The organism is Streptosporangium sp. NPDC048886 (assembly GCF_055586905.1).
Window position 1 is genome coordinate 21321 of sequence record NZ_JBVJHH010000050.1, and the last position, 25831, is coordinate 47151.

Annotated in this window: 24 protein-coding genes and 5 pseudogenes; 9 read left to right on the forward strand and 20 right to left on the reverse strand. The window is 67.2% G+C overall.

Translation table 11 applies throughout. The annotated features are described in order from the left end of the window. Window positions 1-349: 349 nt before the first annotated feature. A complete protein-coding gene (locus ACZ6R6_RS41550) occupies window positions 350-1840 on the forward strand; it encodes an alpha/beta fold hydrolase (RefSeq protein ID WP_470102431.1) in 1491 nt (496 codons plus the stop codon). A 33-nt stretch (window positions 1841-1873) separates the two neighbouring features. Here the strand turns inward: ACZ6R6_RS41550 and ACZ6R6_RS41555 are convergent, their stop codons facing one another. From ACZ6R6_RS41555 to ACZ6R6_RS41610, 12 genes and pseudogenes are all read right to left on the reverse strand, one after another. Further along, window positions 1874-2533: an IS5 family transposase gene (locus tag ACZ6R6_RS41555; protein ID WP_470102432.1), complete on the reverse strand. Its 660-nt coding sequence runs from the start codon at window positions 2531-2533 to the stop codon at window positions 1874-1876. Beyond that, a pseudogene (locus tag ACZ6R6_RS41560) lies at window positions 2443-2646 on the reverse strand (transposase); the annotation flags it as partial. The pseudogene ACZ6R6_RS41560 and the gene ACZ6R6_RS41555, both read right to left, overlap by 91 nt. After that, on the reverse strand, window positions 2643-2900 hold the full coding sequence (locus ACZ6R6_RS41565) for an integrase core domain-containing protein (RefSeq protein ID WP_470102433.1): 258 nt from the start codon (window positions 2898-2900) through the stop codon (window positions 2643-2645). The pseudogene ACZ6R6_RS41560 and the gene ACZ6R6_RS41565, both read right to left, overlap by 4 nt. Window positions 2901-2937: 37 nt before the next feature. After that, window positions 2938-3087 (reverse strand): annotated as a pseudogene (locus ACZ6R6_RS41570) (IS30 family transposase); the annotation flags it as partial. Continuing rightward, complete coding sequence (locus ACZ6R6_RS41575; protein ID WP_470102434.1) at window positions 3036-3296, reverse strand: DDE-type integrase/transposase/recombinase; 261 nt, start codon at window positions 3294-3296, stop codon at window positions 3036-3038. The gene ACZ6R6_RS41575 and the pseudogene ACZ6R6_RS41570, both read right to left, overlap by 52 nt. 151 nt (window positions 3297-3447) lie before the next feature. Continuing rightward, window positions 3448-3708, reverse strand: coding sequence for a hypothetical protein (locus ACZ6R6_RS41580; protein ID WP_470102475.1), 261 nt, complete (start codon window positions 3706-3708; stop codon window positions 3448-3450). A gap of 14 nt (window positions 3709-3722) precedes the next feature. Next, window positions 3723-4392, reverse strand: a pseudogene (locus ACZ6R6_RS41585) (transposase family protein); the annotation flags it as partial. A 39-nt stretch (window positions 4393-4431) separates the two neighbouring features. Next, window positions 4432-8283 carry a S8 family peptidase gene (locus ACZ6R6_RS41590; protein WP_470102435.1) on the reverse strand — a complete coding sequence of 1284 codons (3852 nt, stop codon included), beginning with the start codon at window positions 8281-8283 and terminating at the stop codon, window positions 4432-4434. A 20-nt stretch (window positions 8284-8303) separates the two neighbouring features. Continuing rightward, the gene (locus ACZ6R6_RS41595; protein WP_470102436.1) at window positions 8304-9218 is read right to left on the reverse strand and encodes a hypothetical protein; all 915 of its coding nucleotides are present in this window, start codon (window positions 9216-9218) and stop codon (window positions 8304-8306) included. Further along, a complete protein-coding gene (locus ACZ6R6_RS41600; RefSeq protein WP_470102437.1) occupies window positions 9196-9708 on the reverse strand; it encodes a hypothetical protein in 513 nt (170 codons plus the stop codon). The genes ACZ6R6_RS41595 and ACZ6R6_RS41600 overlap by 23 nt, the downstream gene beginning before the upstream one ends. After that, window positions 9705-10496 carry a hypothetical protein gene (locus ACZ6R6_RS41605; RefSeq protein ID WP_470102438.1) on the reverse strand — a complete coding sequence of 264 codons (792 nt, stop codon included), beginning with the start codon at window positions 10494-10496 and terminating at the stop codon, window positions 9705-9707. The genes ACZ6R6_RS41600 and ACZ6R6_RS41605 overlap by 4 nt, the downstream gene beginning before the upstream one ends. Window positions 10497-10799: 303 nt before the next feature. Then, window positions 10800-11574 (reverse strand): annotated as a pseudogene (locus tag ACZ6R6_RS41610) (IS701 family transposase). A 116-nt stretch (window positions 11575-11690) separates the two neighbouring features. Between ACZ6R6_RS41610 and ACZ6R6_RS41615 the strand changes: the two are divergent. Beyond that, window positions 11691-12230 (forward strand): class I SAM-dependent methyltransferase, encoded by a 540-nt coding sequence (locus ACZ6R6_RS41615; RefSeq protein ID WP_470102439.1) that lies wholly within the window; start codon window positions 11691-11693, stop codon window positions 12228-12230. Window positions 12231-12365: 135 nt separating this feature from the next. Here the strand turns inward: ACZ6R6_RS41615 and ACZ6R6_RS41620 are convergent, their stop codons facing one another. Together ACZ6R6_RS41620 and ACZ6R6_RS41625 are read right to left on the reverse strand one after the other, a co-directional pair. Continuing rightward, a complete protein-coding gene (locus ACZ6R6_RS41620) occupies window positions 12366-13307 on the reverse strand; it encodes a tyrosine-type recombinase/integrase (RefSeq protein WP_470102440.1) in 942 nt (313 codons plus the stop codon). Between the two features lie 400 nt (window positions 13308-13707). Next, a complete protein-coding gene (locus tag ACZ6R6_RS41625; protein ID WP_470102441.1) occupies window positions 13708-14430 on the reverse strand; it encodes an SDR family NAD(P)-dependent oxidoreductase in 723 nt (240 codons plus the stop codon). A gap of 112 nt (window positions 14431-14542) precedes the next feature. On the opposite strand from ACZ6R6_RS41625, the gene ACZ6R6_RS41630 reads away from it, so the two are divergent. Further along, window positions 14543-15211 carry a TetR/AcrR family transcriptional regulator gene (locus tag ACZ6R6_RS41630; RefSeq protein WP_470102442.1) on the forward strand — a complete coding sequence of 223 codons (669 nt, stop codon included), beginning with the start codon at window positions 14543-14545 and terminating at the stop codon, window positions 15209-15211. Between the two features lie 749 nt (window positions 15212-15960). Here the strand turns inward: ACZ6R6_RS41630 and ACZ6R6_RS41635 are convergent. After that, on the reverse strand, window positions 15961-16224 hold the full coding sequence (locus tag ACZ6R6_RS41635) for a DUF1883 domain-containing protein (protein ID WP_470102443.1): 264 nt from the start codon (window positions 16222-16224) through the stop codon (window positions 15961-15963). Between the two features lie 201 nt (window positions 16225-16425). Between ACZ6R6_RS41635 and ACZ6R6_RS41640 the strand changes: the two genes are divergently transcribed. The 5 genes from ACZ6R6_RS41640 (at window position 16426) to ACZ6R6_RS41660 (ending at window position 20300) form a co-directional block, all read left to right on the forward strand. Beyond that, complete coding sequence (locus ACZ6R6_RS41640) at window positions 16426-16974, forward strand: hypothetical protein (RefSeq protein ID WP_470102444.1); 549 nt, start codon at window positions 16426-16428, stop codon at window positions 16972-16974. Window positions 16975-17261: 287 nt separating this feature from the next. Then, window positions 17262-18134 carry an RNA polymerase sigma factor SigJ gene (gene sigJ, locus ACZ6R6_RS41645; RefSeq protein ID WP_470102445.1) on the forward strand — a complete coding sequence of 291 codons (873 nt, stop codon included), beginning with the start codon at window positions 17262-17264 and terminating at the stop codon, window positions 18132-18134. Between the two features lie 65 nt (window positions 18135-18199). Further along, complete coding sequence (locus tag ACZ6R6_RS41650) at window positions 18200-19366, forward strand: NAD(P)/FAD-dependent oxidoreductase (RefSeq protein WP_470102446.1); 1167 nt, start codon at window positions 18200-18202, stop codon at window positions 19364-19366. Between the two features lie 341 nt (window positions 19367-19707). After that, the gene (locus tag ACZ6R6_RS41655; RefSeq protein WP_470102447.1) at window positions 19708-20034 is read left to right on the forward strand and encodes a DUF6247 family protein; all 327 of its coding nucleotides are present in this window, start codon (window positions 19708-19710) and stop codon (window positions 20032-20034) included. A gap of 8 nt (window positions 20035-20042) precedes the next feature. Beyond that, the gene (locus ACZ6R6_RS41660; RefSeq protein ID WP_470102448.1) at window positions 20043-20300 is read left to right on the forward strand and encodes a hypothetical protein; all 258 of its coding nucleotides are present in this window, start codon (window positions 20043-20045) and stop codon (window positions 20298-20300) included. Window positions 20301-20616: 316 nt separating this feature from the next. Here the strand turns inward: ACZ6R6_RS41660 and ACZ6R6_RS41665 are convergent. Further along, window positions 20617-21474 (reverse strand): annotated as a pseudogene (locus ACZ6R6_RS41665) (ParA family protein); the annotation flags it as partial. A gap of 599 nt (window positions 21475-22073) precedes the next feature. On the opposite strand from ACZ6R6_RS41665, the gene ACZ6R6_RS41670 reads away from it, so the two are divergent. After that, window positions 22074-22523, forward strand: a complete 450-nt coding sequence (locus tag ACZ6R6_RS41670) for a BP74-related protein (RefSeq protein WP_470102449.1) — start codon at window positions 22074-22076, stop codon at window positions 22521-22523. A gap of 433 nt (window positions 22524-22956) precedes the next feature. On the opposite strand, the gene ACZ6R6_RS41675 is transcribed toward ACZ6R6_RS41670, so the two are convergent. The 4 genes from ACZ6R6_RS41675 to ACZ6R6_RS41690 form a co-directional block, all read right to left on the reverse strand. After that, on the reverse strand, window positions 22957-23937 hold the full coding sequence (locus tag ACZ6R6_RS41675) for a hypothetical protein (protein WP_470102450.1): 981 nt from the start codon (window positions 23935-23937) through the stop codon (window positions 22957-22959). 200 nt (window positions 23938-24137) lie between these two features. Beyond that, window positions 24138-24455, reverse strand: coding sequence for a hypothetical protein (locus ACZ6R6_RS41680; RefSeq protein WP_470102451.1), 318 nt, complete (start codon window positions 24453-24455; stop codon window positions 24138-24140). Between the two features lie 119 nt (window positions 24456-24574). Beyond that, window positions 24575-24889 (reverse strand): hypothetical protein, encoded by a 315-nt coding sequence (locus ACZ6R6_RS41685; RefSeq protein ID WP_470102452.1) that lies wholly within the window; start codon window positions 24887-24889, stop codon window positions 24575-24577. Then, the gene (locus ACZ6R6_RS41690; protein WP_470102453.1) at window positions 24886-25614 is read right to left on the reverse strand and encodes a hypothetical protein; all 729 of its coding nucleotides are present in this window, start codon (window positions 25612-25614) and stop codon (window positions 24886-24888) included. Before ACZ6R6_RS41690 ends, ACZ6R6_RS41685 begins: the two co-directional genes overlap by 4 nt. Between the last annotated feature and the right edge of the window lie 217 nt (window positions 25615-25831).

A 25831-nucleotide genomic window follows, 5' to 3' on the forward strand; every position in this document is an offset into this window, starting at 1 on the left:
GGGATGACCGCATGCACCGGAAGCGCCCAGACGACGCATGAGGAGCCCTCCAGTGACGTGAGTTGCGGAAACGCACCAGAAGACGACCAGGCGGGCTGATGGGTTGTCGCCGAAGCCCGATTCGGTTGGAGTCCCCGCCGCCCGAGCCGATCTCGCCGCCCGGTTCTGGGCGGCGCTTCAAAGCCTCGCCCGAGCGCCCACCTGACGCTTTTCGGATGCCCTCTGGGTTCGGGCACCGCCCCTGGAAACAGCGACACACCTATAGACCATGCGGAATCCGACTTTCGTAGGGGTGCCTGAAACCGAATGGCCGTAGTTCGCGAGGACACGGATCCGCACAATTCTGATCATGAAGCTGACAACAACGGCACTGGCCCTTGCCGCCGGGCTGACAATCGTGAACCCGGCCGCCGCCACCGCCGAGACTTCCTGGTGCCCCAAGGTCACCGGGCATCAGATCAAGTGCGGAACGGTGAACCGCCCGCTTGTCCAGGGCAAGCCTCACCTCGGCACGATCGAGGTGGGATACGCCCTGGTCACGCGTCGTAACCGCGACCAGCCCGCGAAAAGCACGATCCTGGTCAATCCCGGCGGTCCCGGGGGTGCGCCCATCGACGCGGCAGGCATATTCACCCAGGGACTCGCCGGCGCTCTGTCCGATCACGACCTCCTGCTCGTCGATCCACGCGGCACCGGTCACTCCACCCCACTGAAGTGCGGCGCCTCCATCGGCGCGCTCAAGGTCGAGTCCAAGGCCGAGCTCGTGCGCCTGGTGGGCAAGTGCGGCGAGAAGTTCGGCCCGCGAGCCGAGGGCTACACCTCCGCGGCGACCGCCGACGATTTCGACGCCGTCCGCGCCAGGCTGGGTATCGACGAGGTCGTGCTGTTCGGCCAGTCCTACGGCACCTACCTCATGCCGATCTACGCCCAACGCCACCCGGACACGGTTCAGTCCATCGTGCTGTCGGGGGCCTACCCGATCGACTTCGACTCCCTAGGCCGTCCCAGCGCGCAGGCCGTCTCGCTGAACCTGCACAAGGTCTGCCGGCGCAGCGGCGCGTGCGACGGCGGCAAGGCCGTCCAGGATCTGGCCAAAGTCGCCATCCGGCTGCGCACCGCGCCCGTCGACATCCCCGTCACCGTCGACGGCCGGCGCCGGACCTACCGGCTCACCGAGGACAGGCTGGCCATGACGATCTACGGAGAGTTCAGCGGTGTGGAGGCTGCGCCGGGCGAGGTGCCCGCGCTCGGCAGGCTGCCCCGGATGCTGCACCGGTCGGCCAGGGGGGACGATCGCGAGCTGGTCGCCCTGGTCAAGGAGGCGATCGAGCTGGCGGGTTCCGCAGAAGGGCCCGATGCCGGGCTGACGGCCGCGGTGGTCTGCAACGACTACCCGCGTACGTGGCCGGTGGACGCCTCGCTCGCCGAGCGCGCCCGCGCCTTCAACCGGGCCCTCAAGCGGACCCGGCCCGGGGAGTTCGGCGCGTTCAGCGCCCGGGGATTCGCCAGGGCCCAGTTCGACGGCGGCGACACCTGCATGGACTGGCCGGCCAAGGGCACCGCCTGGCCGTATGTCTCCACCGGCCGCTTCCCCGACGTGCCGGTGCTGGTGCTCTCCGGCGACCTGGACGCCAACACCCCTGACGCCAACGGTCGCAAGGCCGCTGCCCAGTTCAGGCGGAGCGCCTTCCTGTCCGTGCCCAATACCGGGCACGTGCCCGAGCTTGAGCCCAGCGGGTGCGTCTTCGGCATCATCACCGGCTTCATCAGCGAGGGGAAGGTCGGTGACACCTCCTGCATGGCCGACATCCCGCCCGTCAAGGTTCTGCCCGTGAAATAAGGTCACTCCTGACCGGCGTGTTAAGACCGTGTCCTATGTGGTGAGCCGGATGAACCGCTTGTAGCAGCACAGTGCGGCAGCGAGGCCGAGAAAGGCCAGGTAGTTGCCGGAGTAGCGTTCGTAGCGGATGGTGAGCCGTCGGTAGCCGGTCAGCCAGGACATGGTCCGTTCGATCACCCAGCGATGCCGGCCTAATCGCTGGCTGGACTCGACGCCCTTGCGGGCGATACGGACGGCGATGCGCCTGCCGCGCAGCCATCGGCGCAGGTCATCGCGGTCGTACGCCTTGTCCGCATGAAGCTTGCCGGACTTGATATGCCGGCCGTGGCGAGGGTCGCGTCTCGTTTGGAGCTCGGTCACCATGGGTTTGAGGGCTTCGCTGTCGTGGGTGTTGCCAGATGAGACACCGACCACGACGGGCAGTCCAGACCGGTCGGACAGGACGTGCATCTTGGAACCCGGCTTGCCCCGGTCCACGGGGCTCGGACCTGTAAGTTCGCCCCCCTTTCGGCCCGCACGTGGGCGGAGTCGAGCACGACGCGGGAGAGGTCCAGCAGGTCGGCGGCAGCGAGTTTGTCGAGCACCGCCTGGTGCAGCTTGGCCCACACGCCGGCCCGTGACCAGATCACAAAGCGGCGGTGCGCGGTGGACTTCGATATCCCGAAACACGGTGGCAGGGCCCGCCACGCACACCCACTCACCAGCACGTAGACGATCGCCGCGAACACCGCTTCATCAGGCGTGTTCCGCGTCCCACCTGAGGGGCCACGGTGATTCCGGCCAGCCGTCTTATGGTCGTAGCCTATGCGGCTGGTCGGGACGAAAGGAACTCGTTCAGCACTTCGAGGAGCGGCCGGTAGCCGAGCGCCGAGTGCAGTCGCCGGCGGTTGTAGAACCCTTCGATGTAGCGGATGACCTGCCGTTTCGCCTTGGCGCGGGAGGTGAAGACGAAACGGTGCAGCCACTCGTTCTTGATCGCACTGAAGAACGACTCGGCCATCGCGTTGTCGTAGCAGATCCCGGTGCGGCCGACCGAACGGCGGATACCCAGGCCGGTCAAGAAGCGGCCGAACTCCTCTGAGGTGTAGTTATCGGGTTCAAGGGGTCGTTGCAACACCGCCTGTCAGCGAGCATAGATGCTCGTTGAACGCCTCGGCGGGAGTACGCCAGCCGAGTGTCTTGCGGGGGCGGCTGTTCAGCGTGGCGGCGACTGCGTCCAGATCGCGTCCTTGATCAGTTCGGTGCGGTAGTGGTCGGCCATGGCCCAGCCGATGACCGCCTTGCTGTGGCAGTCGATGACGGTGGCCAAGTAGAGGAAGCCTTCCCAGGTGGGGATGTAGGTGATGTCGCCGACCAGCTTGAGCCCGGGCTGTTCGGCGGTGAAGTCATGGCCCACCAGGTCGGGGATGCCGCGAAAGTCGCCCTGCACGGTGATGACCGGCCGAAACGTCCGCACCTGGGCTGGGATGAGGCCTGCTCGCGCATTAACGCGCGGACCAGCTCGGCCGAGCAGTGCTCGCCGCGGCGACCGGGCTGCAGGTGTACTTCGCCGATCCGCGCAGTCCCTGGCAGCGAGGCACGAACGAAAACACCAACCGGCCGCCCGTTCAGTCGCTGGTCGGCGGTTTCTGCTCGCTGAAGCGCTCGGCGAGCAGCCGGTCGACGGCCTCCTGAACCGCGTGCTCGATGCTCTGGGCAGTGTCCTGCTGTGCCTGCGGGAGTTCGCGCAGCCGGGCCTCAGCGACCGCGGCCGCGGTGCGCGCCGCATCGCGCACGCTGCGCCTCACGCAGGGCTCGGCGTTCACCGGCAAGCTCGGCGATCTGCCCATGAGCTCCGCACAGACGTGGCCGGTTCCGGTGCGGGTCATCTCGGCGGCCGTCAGCGCCTGCTCCTGGCGCGGATGCGGGCGTGAGGGCGATGGGCCGCCCCCCGGTAGCGAGACAGCCGGTGCCGGTGGCGCTTGAACGGCGTTCGATTCATGCCGACCACGCCCTGGTATCCCTTGTCTGCGAAGGTCTTCGCTTCCGCCGTCGTCAGGGCTTCGATCAAGCCGACGGTGCGGGCCGCGGCCAGGTCGTGAGCGGCTCCCGGGAAGGCGGGCGAGACCGATACCAGCCAGCCGATCGGGTCGGCCGGGACCTGGACGTTCAGGCCAGGGCGTTTGTGTTTAGCGGAGTAGTACGGTCGCTCATCGAACAGGCGGTCGATGGGGATGCGGGCGCCATCGAGGATGGCGTGGGTCAGTCGGCCAGCGCGTAAGACGGCGGCCGTGACGTCGTTGGAGAGTGCGGCGAGCAGGTCGACACTTTCGCGGATGTAGCGCCAGGCGGTGGTGGTGCTGATGGCGAAGCCGGCGATCAGGCGCGCGTAGGTGTCGCGGTTACAGGTGGGCCCGGACCGGCAGAGCTTGCTATGCCACATCCGGACGCCACCAGCGGGGTCATCGTTCGGCCCGGTGAGCGCGGATCAGGTCGGCCAGGCGGATCAGGGTGTGATTGGACAGCGGTATCGCGGCAGGTAGGACAGCAACGAGGCTCTCCGGTTGGGGCATCTGATCTTGGTCGACTGATGTCTTACCGGGAGCCTCTTTTCATGCCGACTCGCCCTCATGTGGATCCTGACCACCTGCACGATCAGGTTGGGTTGGTGGCGGTGAAGGGTCGAAATATTTTTTGAACACTTCCTCAAGGATTCTGTCGCGTTCCTTTTTCGGTAGCTCGAAGTGCATGAAATCATGGACATTCTTCCATCCCAGCCAATTTAGATTGCCCGCATCTGTGCCGGCCAGGGCACCGATGAGCGGAAGGGCGTGATTGAGGAAACCGTGTGTTGCGATCGAGCCGGCTGTTGCCTGGGCGGCCGCCTTGGGGGGGCGTCCTTTGGCCGGGTGAGCACTCCGCCATGTGCTACCCAGACTTTCCAAGCCCTTCACCATGGCCTTGCGCTTCTTCGTGATCCTATTGTCTGAGAAGACCAGTGTGATGAGGCGGCTATCGTCGCGCTTCCCAGGGCCGGTCAGGTGTGCGAATAGCTTATCAAACTCAGCATCGTCGAGCTTCTTCATACCCTCGTTGGAGCGGGCCCGGTTTGCGAGGATCCGGACGGCCTGAGTGAACAGCCACTGGTTTTGCATGATGGAAACGAAGGCATGGCTTACCAGGACTAGAGGCGCCACCCGTCTTTCCACCTCCGCTGCAGGTTTATTTTCTTGGGTTAGGAACAATTCGAGACCGAACAAGGCCACCACGGGTTTCAGCGCATCGCGTCCAGTGTTAGGGTTATACGGCGCATCCAGGTCGATCGCGAACCCGAAGCTGTGCTCGCTGATCCGCAGCGGGTTATTTTTGTTCGGTCTGATCACAAAGCCGCTGGGCTGCCCCGTGACCTTACGTACCTCATCGAGGTTAGAGCGTCCCTTGAGATGTTCGGTGGCTTTGTCGAGATGGGATTGCATGGCGGGGTGGACCAACTGGCCTTTGACACCCAAGAAATTAGAAGGAACAAGCGTCCCATAGAACGCGTTCGCCCTGCGAATCGCTGCCCATCGCCCATCCCGAAAGGCTTTAAAAAAGGCAAGGATCTGACGCCGTTGCCGCCCCCACCGCTCCTCAGGTTCTTCTGGTTTTCCTTTGGATTTTTTATCGACACAATTGCTCCAAACCCGCTTGCATACAAGTGTCATCTCTTCCTGAGCGGCGGTGTCGTTGTCGAGGGGCTGGTTCGCAGCAGTGAGTTTTCCCTGTGCGTCCGGTGAGGGCACGAGACTGTCGAACAGCCGAACCAGCAGCTCATTTTTCGCCTCGGTTTGGGTGAGGCTGGCCAGGTCGGCCTGCGTCTGAGGAGAATCCAACTCGGTGATCAAAGGGACGAGCGGGTGATTAGGTGGTTTTGCGCTCCTCTTTTTCGGCGGTTTTGGACTCCCCCCCTTCTGTGGTTTTGCGGTGATTCGCTTCTCGATCTCCCCCCAGGCATCGTCTCCGTCGGCAGTGCCGACCAACGGTGCGGCGATCGGGACAATCCGCTGGACGAGCCGATCCACGGTCGTCGGTTGCAGTGGGACTGGAAACGACTCCCCGGCCGTAAAGTCTCTGACGTTCTCCCCATGACTGTGCTGGAACTGCTCGGGGGTCTCCGCTACGTCCCAGTGGTCCTCCACCCCAGCGGCAGCAAGGGAGGCTTTCGGTCGAAGGAGCACTTGCCCAGGTGGAATCCGGCCAGCCCGGTCGAGTAAGCGCCGGGCGAATTGGCCCGAGCGCGCATGCGGAAGAGTGCCGTCTTCAACCACGATGGCGTACAGGCCGGGCCCTTCCTGTTCGAAGTCGAGGCGGCTCGCGTCAAGCGCCTCCCACGGCGTCAGCAGGGGGCTGGAAAGCGTGGCCGCGTAGCCGAGACCCGGCTGGCCCAAGGCGACCCGCACCAAGATATCCCCGGCCTCGGGCCGTGTCTGCGGCGGTTCAGCGGGACGCGCGACGATGTCGAACGACGCATCGATCCAGGCTCGCAGTGGCCCTCCTCGGCGGTGGACGATCTCCCGGTAGAGCTTGTCGGGTTCTGCGGGGAGCCAAAACGCCCGTTGGGTGCCGTATCGCATTCTCGTCTCCCGCTTGTGGGTAGGCCGCTTTTCACCAGTGGGTCGGTGCGCCGGGGGCGGTGTTCGTCTCCCTCGGCCGAGCGTGGAGACTGCCTCGGCCAGGCGGTCGATGTCGAGGTAACCGTGTCCGTATCGGGATGGCGACTGTGTGTTCACCGGTTCAGCGCTTCCCAATAGCAGGGCGCGGATCTGTGCGCTCGCCAGTTCGGGGTGATCTTGTAAAACCAGCGCTACCGCCCCGGTCACGTGCGGAGCAGCCATGGACGTCCCCGATCTTCGGGTCAGGATTCCGGGGCTTTCGCGGCTCCCTGCGGGGGCTGATCGAGCGGCCAGGACCCGCACGCCCGGGGCCACCAGGTCCGGTTTGAGCCGACCGTCCCGCGTCGGTCCGGCGCTGCTGAACGGCGCGATGTTCCGGCCGGGCGAGTGGGCGTCATAGGCTCCGACCACGAGCGGCATGCGGCCGTTCGCGATCGTTCCCGTCGTGACCAGACCGTCGGCGTCGGCTTCGGCGAAGCGGGTCTGGCAGTCCGCGCAGGCCTCGTCTCTTTCCAGCCAGGCGTGGAAAGTCCCATCCCGGACTCGTATCGCTTTGAGGATCACCTTCCAGGGGCCCGCCGGCGCTTCGGGATACAGGAAGAGATTAATGTGGCCGGCGAGGTTGTTGGGATCTCGACGGTGGTAGATCCGCCCGAGGGTCCGACCGGCCTCGCAGATGTCCGCCTGCCCGCCCAGGGGCACCCAGGCGGATCGCTCTCCGGTGGGAGAGTCGATCCTGATCGTCAGCTCGTCCTGGCCGCCGTACCACACCTCGAGTTCGTTCGGCGTGACGTCGGCCTCATGGGTGATCAGTGTGAGAGAGCGCATCTGCCCTAGTCGCAGGCGTCCGCTCGCGTGGATGGATTTGTCGAAGTAGTTGCCTGCACTCTGGACGATGAAACGTCCGGGAGCCGCACTCAGCATGTGATCAAGTGCTTGCTCGACGAGCGTCGAGCCGTCATGGGGACCGATATGCCGCCCGAGACTGAGGTTGATCACCCAGGGCTGCCCGCGAGCGGCCGCGATCCGTGCGATGAAGCTTGTCGCCTCAAGAATGCGCACTGAGGAACCTAAGTCGGCCATGCCGTCCGTTCCGCGATCGGCCAGATGGACGAAGACGAGATCGGCTTGTGGGGCGAGTCCCGCCGGGCCGCCCGCCGAACCGTTACCCGCGGCGATATCCATGACATGGGTGCCATGAGCGCCTGAACCGTCCCGATCCGCTTCCGCCGGATGGTATCCCAGCATGTCGTACGGGTTGTCGGTGCGCAGCGCTTCGTCCAGCTGCCGCTGGCTGTACAGCGTTCCGTATCCGTAGGGGTGCGGAGCACTGCCGGTGTCCGCTCCCCGTTGGTCCCACAACGCACGGACGCGCGTGGATCCGGACCTGTCCATACGATTGAAGTTTGGATGATCGAAGTCGCAGCCCCAGTCGATCACGCCGACGATCACTCCTGCCCCGGTCAGCCGCAGATGCGGCGGTCGGCGCTCATCGCTCTCCCTGCCAATCGGATGGACATCGCCCGTCGTATATTCCAGCGGGACATCACCTGTCAGGTGTGTCTCGCGCGGCTCGTCTTCGGGGCCGAGCACGCGGGCAGCCTTGAGGCTCAGCACGCGCTCATCTCGCCGGACTCGTGGAACCGAGGCCGCGCGGAGACGACAGGTGGCGATGGCACCGAAGCGCGAAACGATGCGCACCCCGGGCACGTCGATCCCAGGGCGGACGAGGCGGATGATCGCTTCCACCTCGTGGTCGCCCTTGCCGGTGAGGCTCCTCAGAAGTTCCCGAAACGCCGGATCCAGATCCATGGTGTGGGATTTGCTTCCGCCTAGGGCTCCGTCACCGTCACAGTGACGAAGTCGACGAACGTTTTCCCATCCGCGGTCACCTGCGCGGTGATCTCCGTCTCTCCCTTACCCTTGGCGGTGACTATGCCGGCCGCCTGATCGACTTCCACGATTTTCGTGTTGCCCGACGTCAGGGTGATGCCCTCCACGGGAACGGGCTGGCCTTTTTTGTCGACGGCGTCGACACGGATCTTGCTTCGACTGTCCTTGCGCAGTTCGCTCCGCTGGAGGGTGATCTTCAGGTCGTTGATATCGTCGGCCTTGGGGGGTTCGAACAACTTCCCCGCGATGGCGACCCCCGCTACGGCCAGAGGGCCCCATACGCGCGGATCGCGAGCCAGAGATTCGATGCCGGTTCCCCGGCTTGCGGGCTTCATCAACAGCAGCGGCAACAGCGGCAGGCCAGCGCTGACCACCGGGTTCTTCAACGCGGAGATGTGATCGAAGGAGCTCCGCAGCTGGCCCACGATCGCGCTCGTGACCAGCGCCATCTGCACGCCGTCGATGCTCTTGCGCTGGGCCGCCAGCGCGCTGCCGGTGGCATCCGCGCGCACCTCGTTCTTCACGGCCAGGTCACGAACGGCGGCCTGCGTCCGGCGCGTAACGGCGCCGGCAGGCTGAACACGCGTCTGGGGCACAGGCATGCGACGCCTTTGTGCCCTCGCGGCCCGGGCCTGGGCCTGGGCCCGGAGGCGTTGTATCGCACGCCTTCTCGCCGCCCGCCTGGCCCGTTCCCTACGCGTTCGGCTGCTTTCGGAGTCGTCGCCCTCCTCGCCGTAGTCGTCTGCTGCGAAGTCTTCGATGTCGCCGTCGATGTAATCCGTATAGTCTTCGGTGTCCTCGTCGAGTAGGGCATCGCTTTCGGCGTCCATGTCATCGAGCCAGGTGTTGGCCATCTCCGGTCTCCTCTTGGTGGTTGTCGAGCTGGTGCGTGGTGCCGGTCGGCGGGGCGGACCTCATCAGGGCTCGTAGCGCGGGTTTGACGTAGCAGGCGAACAGGCGCCTGTCGGGAAGCACCCATCCGGGCCCCCCGCTCCCGCCACAGTGCAGGCATTCGGCGTGCTGTCCCCAGCACTCGCACGCGCCCAGGGCCGCCGCCAACGCGGTGTCCCTGGCGGAGAGCTCCTTGTGGTGGTCCGGCTCGTCACCCTGGTCGTTGATCATCCGTGCCAGCTGATTGCCGAGCGCTGCGGCGATCAGCTCGTCGGGCGGCAGGTTCATGTCGCTGGGGGGCGCATCCCCGGTCACCAACTGGCTCATGGTCTGTTGGAGCACACGTTCGACGAGTCCCATCGGATCGGTGACCACGCGTTCGACGAGCCCCATCGGATCGGTGACCACGCGTTCGAGAAGCAATCCGAGATCCATCGTGTTCCCTGTCGTCACAGCCACTCCTCCACCTGGGTCAGGAAGTGATTCTCGGAGTCGAGGAGCGTGGTGTAGAGCGCCTGCGCGCGCTCGGCGGGTGCCGCTGGATCCGCTCGGAAGTCGCCTTCTTCGTCGAGCAGATAGTCAGGGATCTCGGTGCGCGCGTAATGGAATTCGTCGGCGTCCGCAGTGGCTTGGCCAGCAAGAGTGCTGAGCATGTTCATGACCGCACCCACGGGCACCCCGTCGACGGATTTGCTTCCCTGCTTGCCGAGCGCGAGGGCGAGCAGGGACTTGAGCACCGTCGGATGCTGGGTCAGCAAGAGCATCCGCTTCGCCGAATCCGAACCCCTCTCGGCAGGGGTCTTTCCCTGTGCGGAAGTGGGCGCCGGGGGGCCGGCCTTCCCGCTCGGGGACAGAGCCTTGGCGACCGCGCCACCGAGTCCGCTGCCGATCGCCGTACCGGCGGGCCCTCCCAGCAGCGTGCCGGCGGCTCCTCCCGCGTGGGGAAGTGCGGTCAAGGCGATGCGACCGAGGGAAGGATCCGTCAACGCTGTGGCAGCGCCCTTCCGTATCTGGGTGAGCGCCTTGCCGAAGTTGAACGACTCCGCCGGTGCGAGCGACTCGACGACGTTGAACAGAGCGTCCTCCAACTCCTCTGAGTCCGCCTGCGCGTAGTCCTCGTGCAGCGCGCCGCGGAGCGCTTCCCCCAGCTCGGTTGTGTCCCCGTAGGTATCCGCGTCGTCACCGAGCAACTCGGCCAGGTAATACGCCTCCAAGGCGTCCAGTTCGTCAAAGTCGAACATCAATGTCACTCACAGTCAACATCGGCTACTAACAGTAAATGACTGTATTGGGGCGTCTCACACGTGGTCACCACATGTACACAGAAGTTCGCAAAATTCGTCTGGCGCGGGTCGCCCCGATAGAGATCCCGCTCGTGCTGGAGCCAGATGTGCGGAGGTCCACGCCGACGAGGCGCGTCGGCCACAATTTTCCCCGGTAGACCTGCGGTTCCTAGGGCCCAGGTACTACCGGTGGTCTGTTAAATCTGGACGTAGAGGTTGAGTGCGTGTCCGGCTCCGACGGCGGCAAGTAGGCGCTGGAGTTCAGGGGGCGGGGGCGCGTTGGACCAGGCACGCCAGTAGCGCTGGAGCCGTATCCAGGGGGTGAGCCAGCCGCGCACGTGGCGCAGCGCTGACGGCCAAGACGGCCGGAGCCGGCTGCCGGAGCTGGTTTTTCCCCCGGCTCTCGACGGTCTGCCCGCCGCTGGCATGATTCTCGCCCGGTGAAGGTGGCGGTTCATCGCCCGGATCTGCGGTGCCATCGGGTGGGCTACCGGCCAGCCAGGTGTGCCAGCAAAACCGGATCATTCGTGCCGCGCGGCAGGCGGCAGGCGGCCGTGTAGGACTGGGCGTGCAGCGGCACATACAGCCGTTCATCGGCCCACAGCGTGGTCACGGTGACGATCCCGTTGTCAGTCTTGCCGAGTCGGCCCAGCCACTGACGGGACACGTGATCGGTGGCATGCCCGTCTTTTCGGTCGCCGCTGTCGTCGATCACCAAAACCCCGCCCCGGTGCGGCGCGGTCGCCGGATCGGCCAGAAGCAGCGCCACCCGCCGGTCGTTGACCGCCTCGGGGTCCCACACCGATTCCGACAGGAAGTACTGCAGCCGCTGCACCGCCGGATCGTTGATCCCGACCATCGGTTCGGCCTCGGCCAGGCAGGTCAGCGTCTTGTTGCGCTCGCGTGGCAGCAGCAGCCCGGCCAGGTACTCGCGAAACCCGCGCCGCTGCCCGAGCGCGGAGAACACGTCATCGAAACGCGCCGCGTAGTCCTCCAGCGGGCCAGGCGCCACCGGAACTGGCAGACGAGCGGTCATCACGCACCCCCGAATCACCTGAACGGTCATCAATCAGGTGATACTCGGCGTCGTCCTTGATTCAACGAACTACCGGTACTGACCTTTAAGCCGTGATGTTCACCGATCATGTGACCATGGCTGGAAAATTGATACCAGAGCGGTTCTCCTGGGCGGTGGAGACACTGGATCTCGCGCCGTCCGATCGGGTCCTGGAGATCGGATGTGGCCGCGGTGTCGCGGCCACGCTCGTCCTCGACCGCCTCAAGGCGGGATCGCTCACCGCGATTGACCGGTCGGACACAGCCATCGAGGCGGCCAGGCAGCGCAACAGCGGGCACGTGGCAGCTGGCAAGGCGAACTTTCTGATGGCGGCGCTGGAGGAAGTCAAGTTCGCCGGCGGCTCCTTCGACAAGATCTTTTCGATCAACGTCAACCTGTTCTGGACGCGAGCCCCGGCGCGGGAGCTGGGTGCCCTGCGCCGCTGGCTCGCTCCCGGCGGGGGCCTCCACCTGTGCTGGGAGCCGCCGGGAGTGGGACGGGTGAGGGAAATCATCGCCACGGTGGCGCCGGCCATGGAGGAGTGCGGCTTCGAGGTCACCACGCTGACCGGCCAGACCTCCAGCTCGGCCAGCCTGGTGTGCGTCGTGGGCAGATCCCGTCGAGAACCTTCGTGACTTCGCGGATTGGGGTGTCGGTAAGACTGCTGCCACCAGGTACACGTGATTGCGTTAGCGCAGGTCAGTCCTCTTGCCTTGCGGCCGAAACGGCCCGGAGCTCCTATGACGGCGGCGAGCCACCACTGAGGTTGATTAGTGGGTACGGCGGCGGGGCGCCAGAACCTCGGTGACCTTGGCGATGGCTTCAGCACCGGGTTTGACGTAGCGCATGGCGGTGCGGGGGTTTTTGTGCCGGGTCTTGCCCATAATGAGCTGCAGCGGAACTTCGGCCTCGCCGAGGTGGGTGGCGGCGCTGTGGCGCAGCTGGTGGAGGTCGAGTCCGGCGTAGGTGTCGAGCAGGACGCGGACGCGGTCGTAGCCGAGGCGGGCGCGGCCGGTGTGCGGGCAGATGTCGGCGGCCGCGGGCTGGCGGGCCGGGACCGGGCGCCGTTCGGACAGGAACAGCGGGCCACGGTTGCGTGAGGTGCCGTCGGGGAGCTGGAGCAGGCGAGGCAGCAGGTGGGCGGTGCCGCTGTCCCAGTACACCCACTCGACGGCGCCGCCCTTGGACCGGACGGGGGCGCGGCGGTGCTCCAGGTCGAGGTCTTCGACGTTCAGCGCGAGGATCTCGGCGGCGCGGGCGGCGGTCTCGTACAGCATCCGCCACAGGGTCTTCTCGCGCAGCGGGATGTCGCGGCGTGACAGCAGCCGGTGGATGGTGGTCTTGGCCACGGCGCGGGTCTCGTCGGCGCTCTCCTTGCGGCGTTCGGCCTCGGCCGGGACCGACGGGGCGGCCCAGTGCTTCTTGGTCTGGCACCAGATCAGCCAGGAGGCGATGGCGGCGCGGTTGCGGTTCCAGGTCGCCGGCGCGCATCGTCCCCACAGTTCGGCGAGCGCGGCGCCGATCTCGGCGTCGGCGATGTCGGCGAGCGGCCGGTCGCGGCCGAGCCGTTCGATGGTGCGGTCGATGGCTGAGGCGTAGGCGCGGTGGGTGTTGGGGTTTGCGGTGCGCGGGGTGGCCAGGAAGGCGTCGGCGGCCGCGGCGAGCGTGACGTGTCCACCGCGCAGGGCAGTGATCTTCGGGGCGGCGCTCATGCCGACCGCCGGGCGACGCCTTCGGCGATGTACCGGATAACGTGCCGGTGTCGCACACCGTCCCGGTGAGGGGTTCTCCTGGTCGCCGCGCCGTCATGATCGCTCATGTACGTGATAATAGGCGATTATCGCGTACATGAGTCAACGCAGGCCCCGCCACACGGCGGGGCCGTACTTTTGCCATCAAAGGATCATGTCCGGCCACGTAGCGCCGGAGATACCCGGCCATTTATCGCCGGAACTTACAGCCTGGCCGCCCACCACGCCCACGTCTTCGGCCGCTGCTCGACCAAGACCGGCATCGTCCCGTTCACGGACCTGGTCGAACAGGTCATGAGCCAAGGGCCGTATGCCTGCAGATGCCAGGACCGCTTCACGCGCGGACGGGAGACGTCAGTGATCAGGAAGTGAGCGAGTCGGGGTAGAACCGCTCGACGTGGTCGCGCTCGGTGTACATGCGCCAGTACTGATCGGCCAGGTCGTCCGGATCGACGATGCCGACCTTCGGGCCGTCGGCCGCGGTGAAGGCGGCCTGCGCCGCGGCGGCCACCTCGCTCCGGGCGATCAGGGAGGCGACGCTCAGGGTGCCGGCGTAGACGCCCGTGCCGGCCAGCTCGGCGTTGAGGGAGTACAGGTAGTTGCGGGTGGCGGACATCACCGGGCCCAGGCCGCTGAGGTACGGCATCGGCCGCGCCGCCGAGTAGCCCTGGGTCAGCAGAAAGGCACCGTCACCGCGCTCGGTCCACTCCGGCAGCACTGCCCGGACCACCTCGACCGGGGTGAACAGGAGCAGCGGCGACAGCTCCATCAGGGTTGCCGCGTCCAGCTCGGTGGCGGCGGTGAAGCCCGTGTCACCGCTGATCGGCCCGTACTCGACCACGTCGATCCGGCCCAGGCGGTCCCGGATCATCTGCACCAGGGCAGGCACCTCGGAGGGCTTGGCAAGATCGGCGGAGAAGGCGACCGCCTCGATGCCTTCGCCGCCCAGCTCCCCGGCGAGGGCGTCCAGCCGGTCCTTGCGGCGGGCCACCAGTGCGACCCGGAAACCTTCGCGTCCGAAGCGGCGGGCCACGGACACCCCAAGGCCGGCACCGGCACCGAAGACGGCGATCACTTTGGACATGGGAGTGCTCCTTGACATGAACGGCTTTCTTGACCCTGGGGTCAACTTGTTGGACGACGGTAGCATCCAACTTGACCCCCGGGTCAAATTGGATGCGTCTCAGGATGCGACCATGGAGTCCCACGCCACAGCCAGGAGGAACGACCGGATGCGGGCCGACGCGCAACGCAACGCGGAAAAACTACGGGCGGCCGCCGCCGAGCTCTTCCAGGAGCGCGGCCTCAAGGTGCCGCTGAAAGAGATCGCCCGCCGGGCCGGGGTGAGCCACGGCACCCTGTACAACCTCTACGGCACCCGCGAGGCGCTCATCGACGAGGTGGTGACCGACCTGGCCGCAGGCCGCCTCGACGAGGTCGCCGAGCACGCCCTGTCCTTTGGCGACGCCTGGGACGGATTCGCCTACTACATCGAGAAGGTCTGCGAGCTGCAGGCCACCGACCCCGCCGTCGCCGACGTGGTCAGCGGCCGGTATCCGCGTGCCGAGCTGCTGATGGCCGTCTGCGGCCGGGCGCAGGCCGCCTCCACCCGGATCATCGAGCGCGCCCAGCGGGCCGGCTCCCTGCGCCCGGACTTCACCAGCGAGGACCTTCTGCTCGTCTTCGGCAGCAGCGCTCTGCTCGCTCGCGCAGCCGCCGGCGCCGCGCCCGGCGCGTGGCGCCGGGGCGTCGCCTTCCTGCTCGACGGGCTGCGTACGGAGGCCGTCCGAGGACCGCTTCCCGTCGAGCCTTTGACCACGCAGCAGATGTACGACGTGCTGGGCGGGCTCACGGTGAATCCGTGAACCCCTTGGCCCCTCGGCGTGAGGTACGCCGGGTGCGTGGGCGGCTTTCGCATCGCCTTCCTCTACGCGCTGGCCGGCATGCCGGTGGCAGCCACGGGCCGGTTGGCCGCCGCGCCCGGCAAGGCCGCGAGCGAGCAGACGACGCAGACTATGGCAGCCGCAGGGTCCGTGGCCGACACCCCGGTATTCCGCGGCCACGGATGTCCGTTCTCGGTGGCCGGGGCACACACCGGCGCAAGCCCGCTGCGGCCACCGCGGCCCGACCTGGCGCTCGCGTCCTGTGGGCCGCAGGCTGTGGCGTCAGAAATGCTCAGTCAGAGGGGTACCTGCACACCAACTGCTACAACTGCGCCTACCGGCTCTGGCCGTCGTATGGCCCGGTCGGATATGTCCGCCCAGTCAACAGTGATGACTTCCCTATTCGCCGTGCCTGACCAGCGAAAATGTAGGGTTGTGCATCGTTTCCTGTAATCTCCATGGGCGCACGCATGAAGAGTTGCGGAAAACCCGGCACAACCCTACACGCCCCCTCTGATCTGGCCCTCCGCTCCCGAACGTGTCCTCAGCCGACAGGTAGCTGATCTACAGGTTTTCGGGGTGCCTCACCCGAAGTGGGCTGTGAAAGGGGTACCACCGGAATACGGCGGAAACGGGCCGCGCCTGCCGGAGACCACAGGTCAGGCAGTGGGTCCGGCATCACCGGTCATTCCACCGGCTGATGACCTCGTGGACGGCTGCTGCAGACACGCTCAGTCGAAGACCTCAGCGAGTTTGACCTTGAGCCGTCGGGCATTGCTGTCGACGACGAGATACCAATAGTCGTCGTAGGGCACCTCCAGGACGACGGGGCTGACGTCAAAGAAGCCGCCGTAATACTCGTACGCGTCACCGTCGAGGTACGCCTGGTAGTGATCGCTGTCCATGAGACACACTCTGGCGGTCGAGCCGCGCAGCTTCACCTCGAAGCAGGCGCCGCCTGCGCGAGATCCGAGATCCCAGTAGAGATGCTCCACACGTCATTAGTAACCCGTTGCCCCACGGGCGGGAAGCCTGGCGGGGCCAAGGCCCTCCGCTCGGTGCGGCGTTTCAGTGGTTCGGTGAGGTCCGCACCCGGCTGGAGCTTTATCGTCGGCCGGGTGGCAGCGGCCGTGGGTGGTCGCCCCGATCACGGAAACCCCTGCCAGCCGGGCAAGTCGGCCGATACCGTCGCGGTCATGCTGAACGAGGTCCTCATCCTGAACAACAGCGACCTGCGCGCGGTGCTGAAGAAGTTCGGCATCACCGGTGACCAGCTGGACAAGGACGCCAAGCCGCTGGTGCGGCTGCGGATGTGCCAAGCCCTGCTGGGCGCCGCGGAGGCCCAAGCGCTCCAGGCCGAGGGCGACGCGCTCGCGGAGGGGATCGCCCCGTATAAGGTCCAGGCCGCTCACGCGGTCGCGTTCGTGGGAGCCAGCGCCACCGACGGGGCCGCGCCGCTGATGTTCCTTCAGGCCCGCGCCATGAGCCTGTTCGCCGCGATCAACCAGTTGGAGCCCGATCCGCGGGCGATCGTCTCCGACCCGGTGCTCGCGGCCGCGGCCGAAGCTGCCGCCGGCCTGGCCGGGCTTCTGCACTTCCGCTACGAGGCCGCGACCGGGGGCAACGAGGCTGAGGCGGAGAAGCGGCTGGCGGAGGCGGGCCGACTGCTGCAGCAGGCCGCTGACCAGATCAGCGACGTCTTCGAGATGGCTGCCCGCCTGCGTCGGCCCGGCAGCCCCAACTGACCATCGGGCGCGAGCGGTTAGGGGCTTGAGCAGCAACCGACCGGCCAGTGGCGTTAACGAGCCGTCGGAGCGCGTACTGTCGCCACTTGCCGTTCTGATGCGGGCGGCGTGGCCAGGCCTCGTCTTCGTTCACAAGGACTCGCCCTCGTCGGAGGTCTCGGTGGGGTCGGCGAGGCCGACCAGGGGCAGCGCTTGGTGGGCATACGCCTGGTCGCGGCGGCCCAGGTGACGTCGGGACCCCTAGAATCGGCGGCCGAGCACTGATCGAGAAGGGCAGGAGGCCGAGGGTGGAGCCGACCGGTGCGTTGGCGGAGGCCGACTGGCAATCGCATCGCCCCGCCGTATTCGGAGCGGCCTACCGGATCCTCGGCAGTGTGGCCGAGGCCGAGGACGTGACGCAGGAGGTCTGGTTGCGCGCCGCCGCTGCCGACTTGTCCGAGGTGCGCGATTTGCGGGCCTGGCTGGTGACCCTGGCCGCCCGGGCGTCCTACAACGTGCTCAAGTCGGCGCGTGTCCGGCGGGAGTCCTACGTCGGGCCCTGGCTCCCCGAACCGCTGCTGACCGGGCCCGACGCCGCCGCTCAGGTGCTCGTGGACGAGTCGGTGAGCACCGCGATGCTAGTGGTCATGGAGACGCTGACCCCGGCCGAGCGCGTCGCGTTGGTGCTGCACGACGTCTTCGACTTCCCGTTCGGCCGGATCGCCGAGGTGCTCGGCAGCACGCCCGCCGCCGGCCGCAAGCTCGCCTCCCGCGCGCGGGCGCGGGTCGCCGCGGTCAGGGAGCGGCCCCGGGCGTCCAGGGCCGAGACCGAACGCCTGCTCAAGGCGTTCAAGGCGGCCGCCGACGCGGGAAACATGGCTGAGCTCGTCGAGCTGCTGCACCCCGAGGCCGTCTATGTCGCCGACGGCGGCGGCAAGGTGACCGCCGCGCGCAGACCGGTCCAGGGCGCCGAGCCGATCGCCCTGCTGGCGGTCAGGCAGATCGAGATCAGGCGTCCCGACGCGTTCCAGATCATCGAGGTGAACGGGCAGCCGGCCCTGGCGACCTACCGCGGTGGCGAACTGGTCTGGCTCGACACCGTGGAGATCGCCGACGGGCGGATCACGACGTTGCGGAGACTGGCCAATCCCGAGAAGTTCGCCCGCATCGGTCACATCTGAACCCGCTGTCTTGTCTCCCTGCCGCCCCCGGATCCCCAGGGGTGAGGCTGAGAGAGGACGAGACGATGGCACACGTTGTGATCATCGGAGGCGGTTTCGCGGGCGTGTGGAGCGCGGCGGGCGCGGCGCTGGCACGCGAGCGCGCGGACGGAGATGCGGACCTGCGCATCACGCTCATCGCGCCGAACGAGCACCTGGTGCTGCGGCCGCGCCTGTACGAGCCGGAGCCGGACCTGGCCAAGGTGGAGCTGCGCAGGATCCTCGGGCCGATCGGCGCCGGGCACCTGCGTGCCTCGGTGAGCACGATCGACACCGACCGCCGCACGGTGGTGGCCGATGGTGAGGAGATCGGCTACGACCGCCTGGTGCTGGCGGCCGGCAGCCGGCTCGTCCGGCCCCACGACCTGCCCGGCGCTGAACGGCTCTTCGACATCGACACCCTCGACGGGGCCCGGCGGCTCACCAGCTATCTGCGTGACCGGGAGGACTACACGGCCGTGGTCGTCGGTGCCGGGTTCACTGGTCTGGAGGCCGCGACCGCGCTGGCCGCCCGGGGCCGGGTGCTGCTGGTGGACCGGTCGCAGATGGTCGCAGACCAGCTCGGCCCGGGCCCGCGTGAGGAGATCGAGGCGGCACTGGACGAGCTGGGCGTCGAACGCCGTCTTGGAACGACGGTGACCGAGGTCGGCGAAGGGCATGCCGTCCTGTCCGACGGCACCAAGGTCGAAGCGGACGCGGTGGTCTGGTCGGTGGGGATGCGGGCTAGCGAGCTCACCCGGCAGATCTGCGACGAGCTCGACCACCTCGGCCGGATACCGGTGGATCGGCGGCTGCGCGCCCTTCCCGAGGTGTTCGTCGCCGGGGACACCGCTGCGGCGGCGTTCGACGCCGAGCACACGGTCATGCAGGCGTGCCAGCACGCCACCCCGCTCGGCAAGGTCGCCGGGTACAACGCAGCGGCCGACCTGCTCGGTGTGCCGCTGCGCGACTTCACCCCCGGCCCGTACGTCACCTGCCTGGACCTGGGCGGTGCCGGTGGGATCTTCACCCGGGGCTGGGACCGAAGGGTGATGGCCTCGGGCACCGACGGCAAGGAGATCAAGACGCGGATCAACCAGGCGATCCACCCGCCGGTCGACGACGCGGAGAAGATCCTCGCCGCCGCCGACCGCGTCCACATCGAGCTCCCCTTCTTCCCCCGCAACGAGGAGAAGACCACTCCCGCCGCCTGAACCCCGCCCTCCTCCGGAACGCGGCGGACCACTGCCGCCGCGTTCCCCGCACTCCCGCCACGGCCGGCCGAACTCGCCGCCCAGCTGTTCGCCCGCCCCACCCGGGGCACCGAACCGCGAGTCTGACCCGCTGACGCCACTGCCCGTTCGGTTGCTGCTCAAGCCCCGGTTACGGCTGGGCGTGCGCCGCTCTCATGGGCTGGTCTTTGCGCCTCCTGTAATGCCTTCCTTCTGGAAGGCGTTTTCGCTAGCGGAATTGCTGGCCTATCTGCCTTCTTGCCGGACGTGCGGTTCTACCTGGACTAACTGCGCCAGCTCGGCGAAAAGCCTAAGCTCAGAGCATGACCGCACAGCCGCACGATCACGAGACGGCGCCTGTTCCCGAGCGCACGCCCAAGGCTGTGCGCGCCGCGCTCGCTCCCGCTGACCGAGAGACGTTCGAAGAAGAGTTCCGCGCCGCGATGGCGACGGCCGCCGACGATCTCGACCTGGCCCCGGTCTACACGTGCCTGGACTACTGGCGGCAGTTGGCGGTGCTCAAGGCAAGCGGCGCCTACGATCGGATCGCCCGCGACGCCGAACAGGTCGGCGAGCAGGCAGCTCACGGAGAGCTGCCACCGTCCCGGCCTTGGCGCGAGGTGCTGGCCAAGCTCGGCGCGGACGTGTAGACGTGTAGGTGTACACAGTCCGCCTGAGTGATCATGCGGCCGATCAGGTCGCCGCGCTGCCCAAAGAGGTCCTGCCCGCCCTGGCCGAGATGTTCGCGCTGCTGGAGATCCAGCCCTGGGCCGGCCGGTCGCTCAATCCCTCCCGCAATCCCGACGCCGCGGTGCGCACCCATCCGTTCGGCGGGTCCGGGCTGGGCGGCGTCGTCTACCTGATCCTCGACGACCAGCGGCTCGTGGAGGTCCTGGAGATCGTCTGGCTCGGCTGAACCGAGATCTTTGCTCAGCTCTGCGGCGGGAGCTGTCCGTTGTCTAGCAGTGTCACCAGCTAAAACGCAAGCGGCGGGAATGACAGCGATAAAGCCACCGTTCCCGCCGTCGTTTTCGCCAGCGGGATTGCCAGCTTTGATGCTGTCTTGATTCCTGGCCTTATCGCTGGCTTCTACACCGTCGTTTTCGCCTGCGCTTACTGTCTCCGCAGGTGACGCTGCGCGGCCGGCCGCCTGCTGCGGCTCTTCCGGCGGAGCGGCAGGACCGGCTTCCCGGACCTTGGTGAGCCCCGTCCGCCCCTTGGCGATCAACCCGCTAGCCACGGCTCTTCCTCCGCTCGATCAGTAGGTCAAGGACGTCGCTGTAGGCCGTGACCAGAGTGCGGGCCTCCCGGCCGGGGGCGGCGGTGATGGGCACGCGGGCATAGCGGCACTCCTCCCGGATGGAGTAGCGGCGGATGACGTACGACGACGGGACAGCGGCGACCTGGTCGACGTCGGAACCGGCGGCAGGAAGCCGGTCGCCGATGACCAACTCGGGCCAGCGCTCATACAGCTGCGCCTCGATCTCGCGGTTGATGGCGCGCATGTCCGGCCCGCGGGGAACGTTGCTGCGCAGAATGCCCGCAACGCCAAGGTCGGAGTTGTAGCCCATCCGCATCTGCTTGATGGTGCGCAGGGCGTGCACGGCCCCATCGAGGCCGTCGGTGGTCAGCGTGACCGGGATAAGGACGTCGCCGTCCTCCACGGCGGCCAGGGCGGCCGTGACGAGCTTGCCGCCGGCCCGGGGCGGCAAGTCGAACAGGATGAGGTCGAAGTCGTCGGCAACGGCGGACAGTCCCAGCTTCAGGCGCATCTCCACGGGGCCGGTGTCGGTCTCGCGGTTGGCGAGCTTGCGTTCCGCGGGGAGCACGCGCACGGTCGACGGCCAGTCGCTCCCGGCGGGGTGGATGGTTTCGTGGATGGCCTCGCGTGGGTCGATCGGGTCGTCGTCGCTGGGGTCGACGTGCAACAGGTCGTTGACGGTGAACAGCTCGGTCTCGCCCGACTCGGGGATGGGCAGCCCCAACTCCCTGCTAGCGGTGGCGCGGGGGTCCAGGTCAGCGACCAGGACGCGCATGCCGCGGTCGCCGGCGACGGCGGCAAGGCCATTGGTGATCGACGTTTTTCCGACTCCTCCCTTCTCTTAGTACTCGGCGCTTCGTACGGGTGCCACGTTGATCTCCTCTACTGGTGCTTACGTGAGTGCCTAGTCATCTCATGTGGCCAGCGTCTATGCAAGCGTCAATATCGGCGTTTCCGCTGGCCGAAATGACGGCGAGTTTGACGGCAGGAACGCCCAGTTCAAAGCGTTAGAACCGACTATCCGATGCCGATCGTGATCGATTCGGTTGGCGTGTCCTGGATCTGACGCGCCGCAGGGTGGTGCGGGCCGGGACCGGCCGCCAGGGCCGCATGCCTGGCCTGCGGCCGCCCGGCGGCGCGTCAGCGGCCCGCCGGCGGGCCGCGCTTGATCCCCTGTAAGAACAATTCGGCAATGCTCCGCGGACGCCTCGCCGGTCTGCCTCTGCTCCTGGTCCTCGTCGACGAACGGCTCGAATCTTTCGGCAACGCGGAGGTTGAGGAACCTCTTTCGGCTGGACCCGATCTCAGGCTGCAGGACCGAGGAGCGAGTCCAAGTGGGGACAACATCAAGCACTTTGTGTGACTGAGCAGTTACACTTCGTAGCGAATGGCCGTGGACACGGCCCACCAGGCACCGGAGAGATGCCCATGCGACGTATCACCCCCAAGATCGCCACACTCGCAGCGGTCACGATGCTCGCCCTGGCCACACCCGCCCAGGCTCAGTCGGCCGACACCGACCACGCCGCCGACACGGCGGCCTACTTCGAGTACACCGACATCACCCAGGAAAAGGCCGTCCTCAAGCTCACCGACCCCGCCAAGATCCAGCACGCGAGAGACCTGATCAGCGGCGCCACCACCGACGAGCCCCACGTCCTCGGCAGGATCATCAAGCGCACCGCCCCCTACAACCCGCGCTGGAGCTACCACTACAACCCCGACACGGTCGACTTCTTCGACCAGGCCATCGAGGTGTGCGACGCCACGATCCCCTACGTCGAAGAGCACCTGGACGAAGCGGGCGGCCCGTTCCTGCCCGGCTTGATCTGGTGCCCCTGGACCTCACGCCTGGTGCGCGAGGTTCCCGCACCGTAAGCTCCCGCGCTTGCGACCTGCCGGCGACGTACATCGCAGCGGCCGCAGCGCCGTGATGAACGACGAAACCCGGGTTGCTGATGTGCAGCCCGGGTTCCTTCACGCCATTGGCGCCGCACCGCCTGACGCGTCAGCTACCACTGCTCCTCACCCCCAACGCGTGTCGACCAGCTCGGCGCCGATGCCTTTCGGCAACGACGTCGGGTCGCCTCTCGGCCTGCTCCTGGTCCTCGTCGACGAACGGCTCGATTCTTTCGGCAACCGATCGTCGGGTCCGTGGCATCGCGGGGGTTGAGTAGCAACCGAACGGCCAGTGGCGTTAGCGACCTGCCGACGGTCGGCTTACCGCCGCTGGCGGACACCTTCGCCCTGCCCGAGCTGGCCCCCGGCCCATCCGCGACCTACGCGCCCCGGACACCGCGGGCGGTCAGCTTCAAGGCGGCTGATCCGGCCGGCGACCGGGGTCCAAAGGCTGCGATCGGTGTTCGCGCGCGTAAGCGTAGAGCGTCACGGCGGTGATGAACGCCACCTCGATCCCCAGCACCTTGTCCAGAATGGTGAAGCCTGAAATGTCTGACGGAACCAGGACCTGACGCAGGGAAATGACCGCCAGCAGAGCGGCCGCCAGCTCCAAGGGACTGGTGTTCTTGCTCTGTCGGCGCAGCGCGAGGGCGAGGACGAGCAGGACAGGGGTCGCCAGGATGGCGTACACGAAGGCGAGCGCGTTCGGGCGGCGGGCGAGGTCGACCTGGATAGCCGTGTCCAGGCGTAGCCGGTGGACCACGTTGCTGCCGGGCCGGGTGCCTTCGACCTTGCCTCCGGTGTCCACGTAGTAGCTGTGCGCGTTGCCGCCCAGGCGCGGGAGCGTCCAGTCGCTCAGGTTGTCGTCAAGTTTGATGGTGGAGATGAAGAGCATGAGCGTCCGCTGCGACATCCGCTTCGTCCCGTCGGGCAGCGGTGGCAGTTCGACGCCGTCGGAGACGGTGATCTCAATCTGGAACCGGGCGGAGTAGCGGTCGTGCGGGTAGGCGGTCATGGAGCCCGTGAGCGGCACCTTGAAATCCGGCAGCGGCGCGAACACGGCGTACATGTCGCGCAAGCGGATCTGCGTGGAAACCGTCTGCGTGGTGATGCCCGACCTGGCGACGCCAGTGGCGCCCGACCAGACTCTCATCGTCCCGAGAGCCTCTTCGTCCACGTCGGGTAGCCGCAGCTGCAGGTCCGCACTGACGGTCGCCTGACGTGCGCGCAGGTCGATGTCGCGAACGCTCAAGAAAACTATGCCGTCAGAGGACAACTGCGCGTCGATCTGGCTGTTAGGCCCGCCCAGCTCGTCGCCGCCTCTCATCGGGAAAGCGGCCCAGATGGCTAAGAGAAATACGGCTAAGGCCACTGATGCGAGCGTCACGCGCACTGATCACTCCGCTGGGGTCTGCGGCTCATTCGAATTGGGGTGGTCGGCGATCAGGTACGCCTTGTCGACCAGTGTGAGCCAGGCCGGGTTGCGCCGCCATGCATCGGAACGGGGGATGGCGGTAATTCCGCCTACGCCGTCTCGCTAACGCCACTGGCCGTTCCGTTGTAGGTCACGCCCCATCTCCTCCTGGTAATCGGTCAGTCGATGAGATTCACGGTGCGACGGAAGGTGGCGGCGGCGGCTTCCAGGTCCGCAAGGACCTTGCGCCAGTCCGCGGTCTCGTCCTCGTCCATGTCGACCCAGTTCTGTTCGCCGAACTCGCGGGCGAACTCGCCGACGTGCTTGGCGGTCTCGGCCAGCTTGTTCAGCACGGTCCCGACGCTCATCCCGCCGGTGGGGGCGGTGCGGAACCGGTAGAGCAGCAGCGGGAGGTCGGCGGCCGCGGTGGCCTGCCGCTCGATCTCGTCGTTGATGTCGGTCAGGCTCGCGCGCCATCCGCTGTCGATCAGTTCCACGGCCGGGACGAGTCCGGCGTTGATCGCCAAAGAGTCAGGGGCTGGTCAGCGGAGGTTGTCCTCAGCGGCCGCGATGGCGCGCCGGCGCATCGAGATGCATTGGTACATCGGGCCGCCGGTCAGCTCTTGGCACTGGCCTGTGGAGGCCAGGCGCGCATTCGGCAGCCGCCTGCCTGACACAGCCTGCCCGGGTCGGCCTGATCGACGGGGATCGCCTGGGCCTGGTCGAGTCGTCCGCTGTGGTGGGTGCTGGTCAGGCAGCAGGCCGCCTCCGGGCTCGCCGGGTCGCCGCGGGTGACGGCACGGTGCAGCCGGTCCGGTCGGGTCCTCGGGCTGGCATCGGAGACCAGTGGGGGAGCGACCACCGGGTGCGGGGTCTCGGGGGCGCCGGGTAGCCGGTAGGGCTCCATCGGGCCGCGGCGCAGGTCGCTCATGACTGAATCGACGGCGGCCAGGTGCTGGCGGTCAGCTCGGCCAGACGGGCGCGGGCGCCGGCCAGGACCTCCAGCGTCTGGAGGTCGCCGGGCAGTTCGGTGAGCATCTGCTCATACAGCTCGACCTTGCGGCGGGCCAGGCCGATCTCCAGCTGCCGCTGCTGCCACGGGTCGCTCGGCCGGTCGTCTCCGGTGAGCAGGCCGGCGGCCTCGATGGCCATCGCGGAGGCCTCGGTGGCGGTCATCGGCGTCAGGGCGGCGCGGATCGGATCATCCTTTTCCGGCTCGTTGGGCAGGCGGTGGGCTTCGAACCACTCGGTGAGCATCTCCATGGTCATCGTCAGGTTGCCGCCTATGGCGTGGCCCAGGTACGTGGTGGAGATTTCGGGCCGCAGCCAGGCCCGCAGCGCGCGGCGGCGGAAATCCTTCTCCGCGTCGCTGTAGCGCTGGGCGGCAGCCTGCTTGGAGATGTCGTCCAGGTTCCAGCCGATCGTCTCCCAGCTGGTGCCCTTCAGCCGTTCGTGGACGACGGTGTAGGTCAGGACGTCGCGGGCCAGGCCGACCAGGACGCGCGCCTGGTCGACCAGCTCGCCGGGCTGGGTCCAGGCGTCGGCGGTGGCGTCGGTCAGCGATCGGGCGGCGTCGGCCAGGTTGACGGCCTCGTGGATCGCGGCGAGCCGGGCGAGGGACGCCCGGGAGTAGGCGGTGCAGTGGTCATCGCTCACACGTCAACGAAATCTTGACGAATCACGCGTCAAGGAAATCTTGTCGAAAGGTGGGGTTCCATCCCGTCCCGGCCATGGCCACCGGCGGATACCGGACAGTGCACCGGCACTGTCTGATTCGCGGCGATAACGATTGGCTATGACGGCTCCAGTTGGCTCCATTTGACGGCTTGGGCTGGACCCATTTAACGATCTTCGATGGATTGGCGTGACAGTT

Bases quoted from the DNA above. Each gene is read 5' to 3' on its own strand.
- ACZ6R6_RS41550 (WP_470102431.1), top strand. From the start codon at position 350: ATGAAGCTGACAACAACGGCACTGGCCCTTGCCGCCGGGCTGACAATC.
- ACZ6R6_RS41580 (WP_470102475.1), bottom strand. From the start codon at position 3,708: ATGACCCGCACCGGAACCGGCCACGTCTGTGCGGAGCTCATGGGCAGA.
- ACZ6R6_RS41590 (WP_470102435.1), bottom strand. From the start codon at position 8,283: ATGGATCTGGATCCGGCGTTTCGGGAACTTCTGAGGAGCCTCACCGGC.
- ACZ6R6_RS41595 (WP_470102436.1), bottom strand. From the start codon at position 9,218: ATGGCCAACACCTGGCTCGATGACATGGACGCCGAAAGCGATGCCCTA.
- ACZ6R6_RS41605 (WP_470102438.1), bottom strand. From the start codon at position 10,496: ATGTTCGACTTTGACGAACTGGACGCCTTGGAGGCGTATTACCTGGCC.
- ACZ6R6_RS41615 (WP_470102439.1), top strand. From the start codon at position 11,691: ATGGCTGGAAAATTGATACCAGAGCGGTTCTCCTGGGCGGTGGAGACA.
- ACZ6R6_RS41620 (WP_470102440.1), bottom strand. From the start codon at position 13,307: ATGAGCGCCGCCCCGAAGATCACTGCCCTGCGCGGTGGACACGTCACG.
- ACZ6R6_RS41625 (WP_470102441.1), bottom strand. From the start codon at position 14,430: ATGTCCAAAGTGATCGCCGTCTTCGGTGCCGGTGCCGGCCTTGGGGTG.
- ACZ6R6_RS41630 (WP_470102442.1), top strand. From the start codon at position 14,543: ATGGAGTCCCACGCCACAGCCAGGAGGAACGACCGGATGCGGGCCGAC.
- ACZ6R6_RS41640 (WP_470102444.1), top strand. From the start codon at position 16,426: ATGCTGAACGAGGTCCTCATCCTGAACAACAGCGACCTGCGCGCGGTG.
- ACZ6R6_RS41650 (WP_470102446.1), top strand. From the start codon at position 18,200: ATGGCACACGTTGTGATCATCGGAGGCGGTTTCGCGGGCGTGTGGAGC.
- ACZ6R6_RS41655 (WP_470102447.1), top strand. From the start codon at position 19,708: ATGACCGCACAGCCGCACGATCACGAGACGGCGCCTGTTCCCGAGCGC.
- ACZ6R6_RS41670 (WP_470102449.1), top strand. From the start codon at position 22,074: ATGCGACGTATCACCCCCAAGATCGCCACACTCGCAGCGGTCACGATG.
- ACZ6R6_RS41685 (WP_470102452.1), bottom strand. From the start codon at position 24,889: ATGAGCGACCTGCGCCGCGGCCCGATGGAGCCCTACCGGCTACCCGGC.